General features: G+C 67.4%; 9 protein-coding genes and 2 pseudogenes. 9 read left to right on the plus strand and 2 right to left on the minus strand.

Annotated features, from left to right (window positions below):
• The first annotated feature begins 109 nt into the window (after positions 1-109).
• Together G6N09_RS12565 and G6N09_RS12570 are read left to right on the plus strand one after the other, a co-directional pair.
• On the plus strand, positions 110-1,885 hold the full coding sequence (locus G6N09_RS12565; protein ID WP_083025949.1) for an N-acyl-D-amino-acid deacylase family protein: 1,776 nt from the start codon (positions 110-112) through the stop codon (positions 1,883-1,885).
• A 3-nt stretch (positions 1,886-1,888) separates the two neighbouring features.
• Complete coding sequence (locus G6N09_RS12570) at positions 1,889-2,494, plus strand: TetR family transcriptional regulator (RefSeq protein ID WP_083025870.1); 606 nt, start codon at positions 1,889-1,891, stop codon at positions 2,492-2,494.
• Here the strand turns inward: G6N09_RS12570 and G6N09_RS12575 are convergent.
• Positions 2,473-3,498, minus strand: a complete 1,026-nt coding sequence (locus tag G6N09_RS12575; RefSeq protein ID WP_083025867.1) for an alpha/beta hydrolase — start codon at positions 3,496-3,498, stop codon at positions 2,473-2,475. The two genes, G6N09_RS12570 and G6N09_RS12575, sit on opposite strands and share 22 nt — an antisense overlap.
• 109 nt (positions 3,499-3,607) lie before the next feature.
• Here G6N09_RS12575 and G6N09_RS12580 point away from each other — a divergent pair, with 109 nt between their 5' ends.
• From G6N09_RS12580 to G6N09_RS20450, 3 genes and pseudogenes are all read left to right on the plus strand, one after another.
• Positions 3,608-4,978: a sigma 54-interacting transcriptional regulator gene (locus G6N09_RS12580; RefSeq protein WP_275985348.1), complete on the plus strand. Its 1,371-nt coding sequence runs from the start codon at positions 3,608-3,610 to the stop codon at positions 4,976-4,978.
• A pseudogene (locus tag G6N09_RS20445) lies at positions 4,971-6,293 on the plus strand (hypothetical protein); the annotation flags it as partial. The gene G6N09_RS12580 and the pseudogene G6N09_RS20445, both read left to right, overlap by 8 nt.
• A 120-nt stretch (positions 6,294-6,413) precedes the next feature.
• Positions 6,414-7,088 (plus strand): annotated as a pseudogene (locus tag G6N09_RS20450) (VWA domain-containing protein); the annotation flags it as partial.
• A gap of 24 nt (positions 7,089-7,112) precedes the next feature.
• Here the strand turns inward: G6N09_RS20450 and G6N09_RS20325 are convergent.
• Entirely contained in the window at positions 7,113-8,471 is a 1,359-nt protein-coding gene (locus G6N09_RS20325; protein ID WP_083025863.1) for a PPE family protein, SVP subgroup, read from the minus strand.
• A 269-nt stretch (positions 8,472-8,740) separates the two neighbouring features.
• On the opposite strand from G6N09_RS20325, the gene G6N09_RS12595 reads away from it, so the two are divergent.
• The 4 genes from G6N09_RS12595 (at position 8,741) to G6N09_RS12610 (ending at position 14,007) form a co-directional block, all read left to right on the plus strand.
• The gene (locus G6N09_RS12595; RefSeq protein ID WP_083025860.1) at positions 8,741-9,757 is read left to right on the plus strand and encodes a HAMP domain-containing sensor histidine kinase; all 1,017 of its coding nucleotides are present in this window, start codon (positions 8,741-8,743) and stop codon (positions 9,755-9,757) included.
• Positions 9,757-10,413 carry a response regulator gene (locus tag G6N09_RS12600; protein ID WP_083025946.1) on the plus strand — a complete coding sequence of 219 codons (657 nt, stop codon included), beginning with the start codon at positions 9,757-9,759 and terminating at the stop codon, positions 10,411-10,413. The genes G6N09_RS12595 and G6N09_RS12600 overlap by 1 nt, the downstream gene beginning before the upstream one ends.
• A gap of 241 nt (positions 10,414-10,654) precedes the next feature.
• Positions 10,655-13,561 (plus strand): Na+/H+ antiporter subunit A, encoded by a 2,907-nt coding sequence (locus G6N09_RS12605; protein WP_083025944.1) that lies wholly within the window; start codon positions 10,655-10,657, stop codon positions 13,559-13,561.
• Positions 13,558-14,007 (plus strand): Na(+)/H(+) antiporter subunit C, encoded by a 450-nt coding sequence (locus G6N09_RS12610; protein ID WP_083025858.1) that lies wholly within the window; start codon positions 13,558-13,560, stop codon positions 14,005-14,007. The genes G6N09_RS12605 and G6N09_RS12610 overlap by 4 nt, the downstream gene beginning before the upstream one ends.
• Positions 14,008-14,018 lie beyond the last annotated feature (11 nt).

A 14,018-nucleotide genomic window follows, 5' to 3' on the forward strand; every position in this document is an offset into this window, starting at 1 on the left:
ATTAGAGTGACGCAGGCCTGGCAGAGCGGCTTTGCAAGACCTTCGACCCTTGACAAAAAGATTGCAGGCACTCACTATCTAACTCAATCCCTGAGTTAGGAGTGCTGTGGTGGCTTACGACCTGATCATCCGCAACGGACTGTGGTTCGACGGCCTGGGCAACGCCCCGCAGGTTCGCACCCTGGGTATTCGCGACGGTGTCGTCGCCGACGTCGTGTCCGGGGAGCTCGATGAGACTGCCTGCCCGGAGGTGATCGACGCGGCCGGCAAGTGGGTGGTCCCAGGCTTCATCGACGTGCACACCCACTACGACGCCGAGGTGCTGCTGGACCCGGGTCTGCGGGAATCGGTGCGCCACGGCGTCACCACGGTGCTGCTGGGCAATTGCTCACTGTCGACGGTCTACGCCGAGTCCGAGGACGCCGCCGACCTGTTCAGCCGAGTCGAGGCGGTCCCGCGCAAGTTCGTGCTGGACGCGCTGCAGTCCAAGAAGACCTGGTCCACGCCCGCCGAGTACGTAGCTGCCCTGGAGGAGTTGCCGCTCGGGCCGAACGTCAGCTCGATGCTGGGCCACTCGGATCTGCGGACCGCGGTGCTCGGCTTGGACCGCGCCACCACCGATGGCGTCGTCCCGACCGATGCCGAGCTGGAGCAGATGGCCGCCCTGCTGGACCAAGGCCTCGATGCCGGACTGTTGGGCATGTCCGGGATGGACGCCCCGATCGACAAGCTCGACGGCGACCGTTTCCGGTCCCGCGCGCTGCCCTCGACGTTCGCCACCTGGCGTGAGCGCCGGCGGCTGATCAAAGTGCTGCGCAAGCGCGGCCGGATGCTGCAGAGCGCGCCCGACGTCCGAAACCCGTTGACAGCCCTGAACTTCTTTCTGACCAGCAGTGGGATGTTCGGCCGGCGGCGCGGCGTTCGGATGAGCCTGCTGGTCTCCGCGGACGCCAAGTCGGCGCCCGGCGCGGTCCGGGTCTTCGGTCCGGGTGCTCGGCTGCTCAACGCCGTGCTGGGCTCCAGCGTGCGATTCCAGCACCTGCCGGTGCCGTTCGAGTTGTATTCCGACGGAATCGATCTGCCGGTGTTCGAGGAGTTCGGTGCGGGAACCGCTGCGCTGCATCTGCGCGACCAGTTGGAGCGCAATGCGCTGCTGGCCGATACCGAATACCGCCGCAAGTTCCGCAAGGCCTTCGACCGCAAGAAGCTGGGTCCGTCGCTGTGGCACCGCGACTTCCACGACGCGGTGATCGTCGAATGTCCCGATGCCAGCTTGATCGGCAAGAGCTTTGGCCAGATCGCCGAGGAGCGTGGGCTGCATCCGCTGGACGCATTCCTCGACGTACTGGTGGACAACGGCGAACGCAACGTCCGCTGGACCACGATCGTCGCCAACCACCGACCCAAGCAGCTGGACAAGCTGGCGAATGAGCCGGTGATCCACATGGGGTTCTCCGACGCCGGAGCGCACCTGCGCAACATGGCCTTCTACAACTACGCGCTACGGCTGCTCAAACGAGTCCGCGACGCCGAGGCCGCCGGCCGGCCCTTCATGAGCGTCCAGCGGGCGGTCTACCGGCTGACCTCCGAAGTCGCCGATTGGTTCGGGTTCGAGGCGGGCACACTGCGCCAAGGCGACCGCGCGGACTTCGTGGTGATCGACCCCGCGGGTCTTACCGACGCGGTCGACGGCTACCACGAGGAAAAGGTGCCGTTCTATGGCGATCTGAGCCGGATGGTCAACCGCAACGACGATGCCGTGGTGGCTACCGGGGTGGGAGGCACTGTGGTGTTCCGCAACGGAACGTTCTGTGATGGCTACGGCACAACGGTGCGCTCCGGCCACTTCCTGCGCGCCGGATCCCCGCAACTGCAGTCGGTTTAGCGCATGGCACGAACCCAGCAGGAGCGCCGGGAGGCCACCGTGGCCGGTTTGCTCGACGCCAGCATCGCCACTATCGCCGAGATCGGCTACGCCCGGGCATCAGCCAAGGTGATCGCCGCGCGTGCCGGAGTTTCCGATGGGGCATTGTTCCGGCACTTCGGCACCATGGGTGATTTCATGGCGGCCACCGGGCAGGAAGTCTTGCGACGGCAGCTCGAGCTGATCGGCAAGCAAGTGGCGGCGATCCCGGCCGACGGCCCGGCGCTGGAGACGGTGTTGACCCTGCTCCGGGATCTGACGGCGAACTCCAACAACGCGGTGTTCTACGAGTTGCTGATCGCGGCACGCACCGACGAGAAGCTTCGGTCCACGCTGTCGGAGGTGTTGGACGAATACAGTGCGAAGATCTACGACACCGCCCGCGGGTTTCCCGGCGCCGACGCATTTCCTGCGGAGCTGTTCCCCAACGTTGTTGCGCTGCTGACCAACACCTTCGACGGTGCCGCCATCGTGCGGGCCGTGCGGCCACAGCCCGAGATCGAGGCCAACCGGATTCCGTTGCTGCTGGCGCTGTTGCAGGGGCAGGCTCAGGCGCCGAGAGTCGTCTGACTGCTCGGCTGGGCGTCGGCCACGGCATAGTCGATGAACTCGGCGATCTCGGCGATGGCCCGGAGTGCATCGGGGTTGACGTCGAAGGTGAGCTGAAACATGTGCAACGCGCGGTCCCAGATCTGAACCCAGTTCGGCACTCCGGCGGCGGTGAGCTTGTCGGCCAGCGCGAAGGTGTCGTTGCGCAGCATCTCGTTGTCACCGACCTGCAGCAGGAATGGCCCCAGGCCGCGCAGCTCAGCCTCGGGCGGCATCACGGGCAGTGCGCGGGTGCCGTTCACGGTGGCAAACACCCGGTAGATGAACATGAACGCCATGAACGGGAAGAACGGATCGCGGCGGGTGCGCGCGGCCTGGCGTTTGATCTCCATATCCGACGACGTCAGCGGCGACATCAGGACCTGACCCGCGGGCGCGGCAAGTCCCGCGTCGCGGGCGGCCAGGGCGGTGTTCACCGCCATCAGGCCACCGGCGGAGTCTCCGGCCATCACAATGCGGTCCGCTCTGAATCCGGCGTCCAGAACGCGGCGGTAGGCGCACAGCCCGTCGGAGACGGCCTCCTCGATGCCGGCCAGCGGTGCCAGGCGGTAGCCGACATTGAAAACACGGGCGCCGGCGGCCTCGGACAGCTTGCTGGCGAAGCGGCGATGCGAGTTGAGCCCCAGCGTCACCAACGCTGAGCCGTGGAAATAGACGATCACCCGGTCGGAGTCGCGGGCGCTGGGCGCCACCACCCATTCCGCCGGGCAGTCGGTCAGCCGCTCGCGCGTCACCTGGGTGCCGGGCAGGGCCCGGATGTAGCGCATCGGTTGATCGATGAGGTCAAGGCGTGCGCGCTGTAGGGCGGCGGGCCACAACCGATTGACCGCCATACCGATGAGGGTCAGCGCTGCGATCGAGGTGCGCAGAAAGACGGCCGCGGCCACGCCCAGCAGTCGGGCCTGCCATGAAGCCGGACCGAAATGCGTCTGAGCCGGGCGTTCGGGCCATTCCGGAAAGTTCACGATACCCAGGGTATCGGGTATTGACCAGCCGGATGAACCGGGACATCGTGACGGACTTTGCCACCCGTCGTAGCGTGGAGTGGTGACCGCGTCGAACGCCCCGCACGATCTGCCCAAGAATCTCGGTGAGCTGCGTGCCGCCGGGCATCGTGAGAGGGGAGTCAAACAGGAGATCGCCGAGAACCTCCTGGCTCGCCTGGCCGACGGTGACAACGCCGCGGCCATCTGGCCCGGGCTCTTCGGTTTCGACGACACCGTGCTGCCGCAGCTCGAACGCGCCCTGATCGCGGGGCATGACATCGTGCTGCTCGGCGAACGCGGTCAGGGCAAGACGCGGCTGTTGCGGGCACTCGTCGGGCTGCTCGATGAGTGGACCCCGGTGATCGCCGGCGCGGAATTCGGTGAGCACCCGTATTCGCCGATCACACCCGAGTCGACACGGCGGGCAGCCGAACTCGGCGACGATCTGCCGGTGTCGTGGCGGCACCGCAGTGAGCGCTACACCGAGAAGCTGGCCACCCCCGACACCAGCGTCGCCGACCTGGTCGGCGACATCGACCCGATCAAGGTCGCCGAAGGCCGCAGTCTGGGTGACCCCGAGACCATCGCCTACGGCCTGATCCCGCGAGCGCACCGCGGCATCGTCGCCATCAACGAGCTCCCCGACCTGGCCGAGCGCATCCAGGTGTCGATGCTCAACGTGATGGAAGAGCGTGACATTCAGGTGCGCGGCTACATCCTGCGCCTGCCGCTGGACGTGTTGGTGGTCGCCAGCGCCAACCCGGAGGACTACACCAACCGCGGTCGCATCATCACCCCCCTCAAGGACCGTTTCGGCGCCGAGATCCGCACCCACTACCCGCTGGAACTCGACGCCGAGGTCGACGTGATCGCGCAGGAGGCCCACCTGAGCGCCCAGGTGCCCGATTACCTGCTGGCGGTGTTGGCCCGGTTCGCCCGCTATCTGCGCGAGTCTCGTTCGGTGGATCAGCGTTCCGGCGTCTCGGCACGGTTCGCGATCGCCGCCGCGGAGACGGTGGCGGCCTCCGCGCGGCATCGGGGCGCGGTGCTGGGTGAAACCGACCCGGTCGCCCGAGTGGTGGATCTGAGCACGATCGTCGACGTGCTGCGCGGCAAGCTGGAGTTCGAATCCGGAGAAGAGGGCCGCGAACAGGGTGTTCTGGAGCACCTGTTGCGCCGCGCCACCGCCGATACCGCGGCGCGAGAGCTGGGCGGGATCGACGTGGGCCCGCTGGTGGCCGCGGTCGAGGAAGCTGCGGTGACGACCGGGGAGCGGATCTCGGCCAAATCGGTGCTGGCCGCGCTGCCGGACCTGCCGGTGATCGACGCGGTGGCGGAGCGGCTGGGCGCGGAATCCGAGGGCGAACGGGCTGCGGCGCTCGAGCTTGCTTTGGAGGCGCTGTACCTGGCCAAGCGCATCGACAAGACCTCCGACGAGGGCGAAACCGTCTATGGCTAGAGGCCATGGCGCCCGGGGATCACGGTATTCGGCCTACACCGGTGGGCCGGATCCGTTGGCGCCGCCGGTCGACCTGGCCGAGGCGCTGGAGGAGATCGGGCGTGACGTCATGGAGGGGACGTCACCGCGGCGGGCACTGCAGGAGTTGTTGCGCCGCGGCACCAAGAATCTGACCGGTGCCGACCAGCTGGCTGCGGAGGCGCAGCGACGACGTCGGGAACTATTGCGCCGCAACAATTTGGACGGCACCTTGGCCGAGGTCAAGAAGCTGCTCGACGAGGCGGTGCTGGCCGAGCGCAAGGAGCTGGCCCGCGCCCTCGACGACGACGCGCGTTTCGGCGAGATGCAACTGGAGGCACTCTCGCCTTCTCCGGCCAAGGCCGTGCAGGAACTGGCCGACTACGACTGGCGCAGCGGCGAGGCCCGCGAGTCCTACGAGAAGATCAAGGATCTGCTCGGCCGCGAGATGCTCGACCAGCGTTTCGCCGGCATGAAGCAGGCATTGGAAGGTGCCACCGACGCTGACCGGCAACGGGTCAGCGACATGCTCGATGATCTCAATGACTTGTTGGACAAGCACTCTCAGGGCAAAGACAGTCCCGAGGATTTCCAACAGTTCATGGACAAACACGGCGAGTTCTTCCCGGAGAACCCGAGCAATGTCGAAGAGTTGCTGGATTCGCTGGCCCAGCGGGCGGCCGCCGCACAACGCTTCCGCAACTCCCTGACCGCAGAACAGCGCGCGGAGCTTGATGCGTTGGCCGAGCAGGCATTCGGCTCGCCGTCGTTGCAGCAGGCGCTCGGGCGGCTCGACGCACACCTGCAGGCGGCCCGGCCCGGCGAGGACTGGACCGGCTCGTCGGAGTTCTCCGGCGACAACCCGCTGGGCATGGGGGAGGGCGCGGCGGCACTGGCCGACATCGCTGAGCTCGAGCAGCTGGCCGAGCAGCTGTCGCAGGCTTATCCGGGCGCCAGCATGGACGACGTCGACCTCGATGCTCTGGCCCGCCAGCTGGGCGATCAGGCCGCCGTGGACGCGCGCACCCTGGCCGAATTGGAACGCGCACTGCTCAACCAGGGATTTCTGGATCGCAGCTCTGATGGCCAGTGGAGGCTGTCGCCCAAGGCGATGCGCCGGCTCGGCGAGACCGCGCTCCGTGATGTGGCACGGCAACTTTCCGGGCGCCGCGGCGAGCGTGACCACCGGCGGGCGGGGGCGGCCGGGGAGCTGACCGGTGCGACTCGGCCGTGGCAGTTCGGGGACACCGAACCGTGGAACGTCACTCGGACCCTGACGAACTCGGTACTGCGGCAGGTCGCCGGCGGTTCAGCGAGGCTCGACGAAGGAGAGGCGAAGCTGGGGCCGCCACGTGGACCCGGCGGTTCAGCGAGGCTCGACGAAGGAGAGGCGAAGCTGGGGCCGCCGCGTGGACCCGGCGGTTCAGCGAGGCTCGACGGCACCCGCGGCCGGCTGTCGATCAGCGTTGACGACGTCGAGGTCTCGGAGACCGAGACCCGTACCCAATCCGCCGTCGCGCTGCTGGTGGACACGTCGTTCTCCATGGTGATGGACAACCGCTGGCTGCCGATGAAGCGGACCGCGCTGGCATTGAACCACTTGGTCAGCACCCGATTTCGGTCAGATGCGTTGCAGATCATCGCCTTCGGCCGTTACGCGCGCACGGTGACCGCCGCGGAGCTGACCGGCCTGGAGGGCGTCTATGAGCAGGGCACCAATCTGCACCATGCCTTGGCGCTGGCCGCCCGGCATCTGCGCCGCCATCCCAACGCCCAGCCGGTGGTGCTGGTGGTCACCGACGGCGAGCCGACTGCGCACCTGGAGGACTACCGCGGCGACGGCAGCGCGGGACCGGCGGTGTTTTTCGACTACCCACCGCATCCGCGGACCATTGCCCATACCGTCCGGGGCTTCGATGACGTTGCCAGGCTCGGTGCGCAGGTGACGATCTTCCGCCTGGGGGATGATCCGGGCTTGGCCCGATTCATCGATCAGGTGGCGCGCCGGGTCCAGGGCAGGGTGGTGGTGCCCGAACTCGACGGCTTGGGAGCGGCGGTGGTCGGCGACTACCTGAGGTCGCGACGCCGTTAGAGTCGACGCGCCGCGACAGGGCGCTCACCGCGCCAGTAGCCGGCGTTTCTGTTCGGCGAACTCCTCGACCGTCAGGTATCCGGCGTCATGCAGTTCGCCGAGCTCGCGGATCCCGGCCGCCAACTCGACCACCGACGTCAGCGGGGTCAGTCCCGGTTTGTGAGCGGACTGCTCGGAGGTCTCCGAGGTGGTCGCCCCCGTCACGGCTGCCGCGGCGGGCGCCGCGGGCGAATCCGACCGGCGCTGGTTCACCGCTCCGGCCAACGCGCTGCCGCCCATGCCGGCCAGTGCCATCTGACCGAACGCCGTGCCCAGGCCGCCCGCGGTGGGCGGGGCAGCGGCCAGCGGTGACGAGTAGCTCATGTGACGGATTTCTGGAGCCGCCTCGGCCCAGCTGATCGGGGTTGAGAGTGCCCCGAGGGGGAAGGCCTCGCCAATAGCCGACACCACGGGGACATGGGGTATTCGAAGCTTGTCGAGCGCGGGCAGCTCGGCGTGCGCGCCGAGCTGGTCCAGGGCGCCGAGGATGTTCCGCTGCCCAGCGCGGAGCACATCTTGGGTGTCGAAGATCTCCTGCGAATCCTGCTCCGAGAAGTACATCGCCGCGCCCGACAGCCACACCCCGAGGACCGACATCGGAAGGGCGATCCCGATGGCGGTCTCGTCGGCGATGACGCCCATCCATTGGAACAGTGCGGGGGGACTGTCGCCCAGCAGCCCAATTGCTCCGGCCAGTGCCGGCATCGGCGCCTGGGATTCCGCGGAACCGGCCAAGGGCACCGCCGAAGCCAGCCGCGATGCCACCATCTGAGCCATGTTGGCCGCGGAACTACCGTTCTGCATGAGTGGTCCGGCGGGATTGGCGGTCTGCGGCGCCGGGGCGAACGGCTCCAGTTCGGCGGCGGTCTTCGACAGTGCCGAGTAGCTGTACATCGCGGTGGCGTCCTGCGCCCACATTTCGCCGTACTCGGCCTCGGTGGCCGCGATCGCCGCGGCATTCTGGCCCAGTATGTTGCTGGCCAGCAGCGCTAAGAGCCGGGCACGGTTGGCTGCGATCACCGGCGGGGGCACCGTCAACGCAAACGCGGCCTCGTAGGCGGCCACCGCCGCTTTCGCCTGCAGTGCGGCCTTTTCGGCTTGACCGGCAGTGGCGTTCAACCATGCGGTGTAGGGGGTCGCCGCGGCCACCATCGCCGTAGCGGACGGGCCAGACCATGCCGCGCTGGTCAGCTCGGCGACCACGGATTCGTAACCTGCGGCCGCCGAGTGCAGTTCGGCCGCCAGCGTGCTCCAGGCGGTTGCAGCGGCAAGCATTGGTCCCGAACCGGCGCCGGTGTACATCAGACCGGAGTTGACTTCCGGCGGCAACGCCGCGAAGTTCATCGGCCGCCGTCCATCGCAGTTGCGTCCCTCCGGTCATGGTTCGTTGATGTTGCGGCCCGTCGATCTGAGCTTCCCGGCGCTGCACCGGGGCTACTCGACACTGCGGCACGGCAGCTGCCTCGGCCATCGCGCCAAGGCCGACGTCAGCGGTGGGTGTACCCACCATTGTCCGAGCCCGAGGCGGGAGCTCGCCATGGTGTTTGACACCCATTCGTGGGTTAGGGCAGCCCGTATGGACAAATATGTGCCGCGCAGACCAGTGTGGTGGTATGAGCCATAGGACCGGGCTCGTCGAGCGTTTTCGGCGGCGAGCCACCGCGCCCGCCCGTGGGCTGTTTCGGCGGGTGGTCCTGATCAACGGTCTGGTGTTCACCTTCGGCACGCTGGTGCTGGCCATGTCACCGGCGACCGTTTCCGGTCCGGCCACGTTAACCGAGATCCCCGTCCTGCTGACCGGGCTGGCGGTCGTGGTGGGGGCCAACGCCTTGCTGTTGCGATCCAGCCTTGCTCCGCTGGATCGGCTGGCAGCGTCCATGCGCCGCGTCGACCTGCTCCGGCGTACCGACCGGGTGCATGACCCGGGAGCCGGTGACCTGCACGACCTCATCGCCGCGTTCAACACCATGCTGGACCGCCTGGAGAATGAACGCGCGTCTTCGAGTGCCCTGGTGCTACTCGCCCAGGAAAACGAGCGGGAGCGTATCGCCCGGGAGCTGCACGACGAGATCGGCCAGACCCTCACCGTCGCCCTGCTGACCCTCAAGCGTGCGGTTGACGCTGCGCCGGAGGCCATGCGGGGCGACCTCTCCGATGCGCAGGAAACCGTGCGCGCCAGTCTTGACGAGGTTCGTGGCATTGCGCGGCGGTTGCGCCCTGATGCCTTGGTCGACTTGGGCCTGCAGAGTGCCCTGCAGGCGCTCTGTAATCAGTTCAGCCAGGCGACCGGAATCGATGTCGTCAAAGACATTGCCCCGCAGACGGAACTGTTGGCACCCAACTTGGATTTGGTCTGCTACCGGATCGTCCAGGAGAGTCTGACCAACATTGCCCGGCACGCTGGAGCCCAGAAGGTGTGGGTCGACCTGCATATCGGTCCGGCGGGCGAGGTGACCTTGCGGATCGCCGACGACGGTATGGGCGGGGTGCAGGACGAAGGGGCCGGAATCACCGGAATGCGCGAGCGAGCGCTGTTGGTGCACGGTATCCTGGCCATCACGTCTCCACCCAAACACGGCACCGAGATCCTGCTGGTGGTTCCGGCGCGAGCGGGGACCGGACCATCATGATGCCGAACCAACCGGCGCGCATTCTGCTCGCCGATGACCACGCCCTGGTGCGCAGCGGGCTGCGGATGATCTTGGACGCCGAGCCTGACCTGTCCGTGGTCGCAGAGGCCGCCGACGGGTCCGAGGCGCTGGCGGCGCTGCAGGAAACGCCGGTCGACCTGGCGATTCTGGACATCGCGATGCCGCGGATGACGGGCCTGCAGGCCGCCCGCGAGATCAACCGCAACCATCCCCACGTGCGCGTTCTGATGCTGTCGATGCACGACAACGAGCAATATTTCTTCGAAGCTCTCAAGGCCGGTGCCTCCGGCTACGTGCTGAAGTCGGTGGCCGATCGCGACCTGCTCGAGGCGTGCCGGTCGACGATCCGGGGCGAGCCGTTCCTGTACGCCGGGGCGGTGACCGCGCTGATCCGGGACTACCTGCACCGGGCGCGGCACGGCAGCACGCTGCCGGAGACCATCCTCACCCCGCGTGAAGAGGAAGTGCTCAAGTTGATCGCCGAGGGTTTCTCGGCTCGGGAGATCGCCAAGACCCTCGGCATCAGCGCCAAAACTGTCGACCGCCACCGGACCAACACCCTGCAGAAATTGGGGTTGCGCGACCGTCTGGCACTCACCCGCTATGCGATCAGGACCGGGTTAATCGAGCCGTAACGCAACCTCTGAATGTTCACGGAGCCGTAACGCAACGCGTGATCGGCGGTAATGGGTGTCTGACCCCCCTCTGAATGGGGGTCGCATTCCATGGCGCGCGGCCGCCGCACCACACAGACTGGAGTTAGTGGTGTGGGAGACGTGCGGATGGGTTTGTCGCGCGTCCGATCCGAGCGGTCTTCTCACAACTGGTGCCACAGACTGAACGCATCGACTTAAACGAAACGGCCCGTGGAGCATGATGCTGGCGATACTGCTTGCCCATATTGTTGGCACCGCTGCAGCACCGGCGTTGGTGCGCAGATGGGGCAGGCTGGCTTTCTATCCGCTGGGCGCAGTTCCGCTGGTGTCGCTGGGCTGGGTCGTGGCCAACTGGCCGGCCGGTCCGGGTGGTGATCTCCGCACGACGGTGTCCTGGGTGCCGGGGCTGTCGATGGACATCGCGCTGCGCTTCGATTCGCTGAGCGCGATCATGTGCGTACTCGCGCTGGGAATCGGTGCGCTGGTGCTGTTCTACTGCGCGGCCTACTTCCGGCCGGTCGGCGTGCACACCGACACTGATCCGCGGCTGCCCAGCTTCGCCGCGAAGATGGTCGGCTTCGCCGGGGCGATGTTCGGATTGATGGTCGCCGACAACATGCTGGTGCTCTACGTGTTCTGGGAAATGACCTCGGTGTTGTCGTTCCTGCTGATCGGTCACTACGCCGAACGCGCCGCCAACCGTCGAGCCGCCACCCAGGCATTGCTGGTGACCACGGCCGGCGGGCTGGCCATGCTGGTGGGCATCATCGCCCTGGGCAACGCCGCGGGCACCTACCTGCTCTCGGAAGTGGTCGCCTATCCGCCGTCGGGGACCACCGTCACGGTTGGTGTCCTACTGATCCTGGTCGGCGCACTCAGCAAGTCCGCGATTGTGCCGCTGCACTTCTGGTTGCCCGGCGCCATGGCGGCCCCGACTCCGGTCAGCGCCTACCTGCATGCCGCGGCCATGGTCAAAGCCGGGATCTATCTGGTGGCCCGGCTGGCGCCTGGATTCGCCGACTCCCCGGGCTGGCGGCCGACGCTGGTGATTCTGGGCCTGTCCACGGCACTACTGGCGGGATGGCGGGCCATTCACGAATACGACCTGAAGCTGCTGCTGGCCTACAGCACCGTCAGCCAGCTGGGTTTGATGATCGTCCTCGTAGGCGCCGGCACCGGAGATCTCATGCTCGCGGGGCTGACCGCAATGTGCGCGCATGCCGCGGCTAAGGCGACGCTGTTCATGGTGGTGGGGATCATCGACCATGCCACCGGTACCCGTGACCTGCGCGAACTGGCGGGGTTGGGGCGCCGTTGCCCAGGCCTGTTCCTGATCGCCGCCGCGGCGGCAGCCAGCATGGCCGGAGTGCCGCCGTTTGTCGGGTTCATCGCCAAAGAGACCATCTTCGGGGCCGAGGCGCGGACTCCGGTCCTGGGTACCGGCGGACCGTATGTGCTGGCTGCGGGGGTCGTGGCCTCGATGTTCACCGTGATCTACAGCGTGCGTTTCATGTGGGGCGGCTTCGCGTCCAAGGGTCGGTCCGCCCCGAGTGCCCGGGTGGCCGGCCTGCATCGACCGGAGCTGACGTTTCTGGCGCCACCGGCGGTGCTCGCCAGCGTCAGCCTGGTCCTGGGCCTGAGCGCGCTGACCCTGGACACCGCATTGCGCAGCTACGCCGACACCATGCCGGGCGGAACGACCTATCACCTGGCGCTGTGGCACGGAGTCGGGCTGCCGGTGCTGCTGTCGGCGCTGGTCCTGGTGGTCGGGACGACGGTTTTCGCGGCCCGCGGACCACTGGGCCTGGCCCGGTCGCGGCGGCTGCCCCTGGGCGGTGCCGACCGTGTTTACGACGACGTGCTGCGGCTGCTCGATGTGGCCGCGGTGCGGCTGACCGGTATCACCCAGCGCGGCTCCCTGCCGCTCAACCAGGGAATGATCTTTGCGACGCTAGTGATTCTTCCGCTGACGGCGTTGGCGCTGGGCGCCCGCAACCACGTCGAGCTGGCGCTCTGGGATACGCCGCTGCAGCTGACCGTCGCGGTTCTGGTGCTCGCCGGCGGCATCGGTGCCACCATGGCCCGCAACCGACTGTCCACGGTGTTGATGGTCGGGGTGACCGGTTACGGGTGTGCCGCGGCATTCGCCTTCCACGGCGCTCCCGACCTCGCACTGACCCAGCTGCTGGTCGAGACCGTCACCCTGGTGATCTTCGTGCTCGTGCTGCGCACCCTGCCGGCCGAGGCGGAGCGGCCCACGATGGCGCTGAATCGGTTGCCCCGCATAGTGTTGTCGCTGGCAGCCGGCGCCACCGTCGCGGTGCTGGCGGCCTTTGCGATGGCGGCGCGCACCCAAGACGGTGTCTCCGAGGCACTGCCCGAGGCTGCCTATGTTCGCGGACACGGCGCCAACACCGTGAATGTGCTGCTGGTCGACATCCGAGCCTGGGACACTCTCGGTGAGATCTCGGTGCTGCTGGTCGCCGCCACCGGGGTGGCCTCGATGGTGTTCCGCAATCGCCGATTCGGGCGGGCGCCACGGGTCGCCGACGCCGGTGCCACGCGAGGAGGCCCGGGCCCCGACGTTCGCGCCACCCCTTACAGCCCGGCGATCGGTTCCACCACCTGGCTGCGGGGCAGCGCCTACCACGATCCCAATCAGCGGTCACTGGTGCTGGAGGTCGCGACCCGAATCATCTTCCCGCTGATCATGGTGGTCTCGGTCTATTTCTTGTTCGCCGGGCACAACTATCCCGGCGGTGGCTTTTCCGGCGGGCTGGCCGCCGGTTTGGGACTGGCGTTGCGGTACTTGGCCGGCGGGCGCTACGAGCTCGGCGAGACGCTGCCCGTGGACTCCAGCAAGATCCTGGGCGTCGGGCTGGCTTTGGCCGGAGGCACGGCGTTGGGATCACTGTTCCTCGGCGCGCCGGTGCTGTCGTCGGGCGTGCTGTCGTTCACCCTCCCGGTGCTGGGTCACGTCAAGGTGATGACGTCGTTGTTCTTCGATCTGGGCGTGTACCTGGTGGTGGTCGGCATGGTGCTCGACGTGCTGCGAAGTCTCGGGGTACGGCTGGACCAGGAGCTTGAATCGCAGCCCCCGGCCCGACCGCTGGCAGGAGTGTCATGACCGCACATTTTGTTCCGTTGCTGATGGCCGCCGGTCTGACCGCGTGCGGGGTGTACATGCTTCTGGAACGCAGCCTCACCCGAATGTTGTTGGGCCTGATGATGATCGGCAATGCCGTCAACCTCTTGCTCATCGACGTCGGCGGTCCTGACGGTAATCCGCCTATCTATTGGGCCAGCTCCGGCAAGGCCACCGACGCCGACGCACTGGCTCAGGCGATGGTGCTGACCTCGATCGTCATCACCATGGGTGTCGGGGCGTTCGTGCTGGCGCTGACCTACCGCTCGTTCAACCTGACGACCACCGACGATGTCAGCGACGACCAGGAAGCAACCCGGGTCTCGCAGCTGTCCGACGAAGAGGTGATCGCCGCCGAGCAGGATCAGGGCGTGCCGGTGTCGGCCGGCGAACTCGACGCCGTTCCCGAAAGTGAGGTGTCACGGTGAGTCTGGCCGCC

Origin of the sequence: Mycolicibacter minnesotensis (genome assembly GCF_010731755.1) — a bacterium.
GTDB classification, from domain to species: domain Bacteria; phylum Actinomycetota; class Actinomycetes; order Mycobacteriales; family Mycobacteriaceae; genus Mycobacterium; species Mycobacterium minnesotense.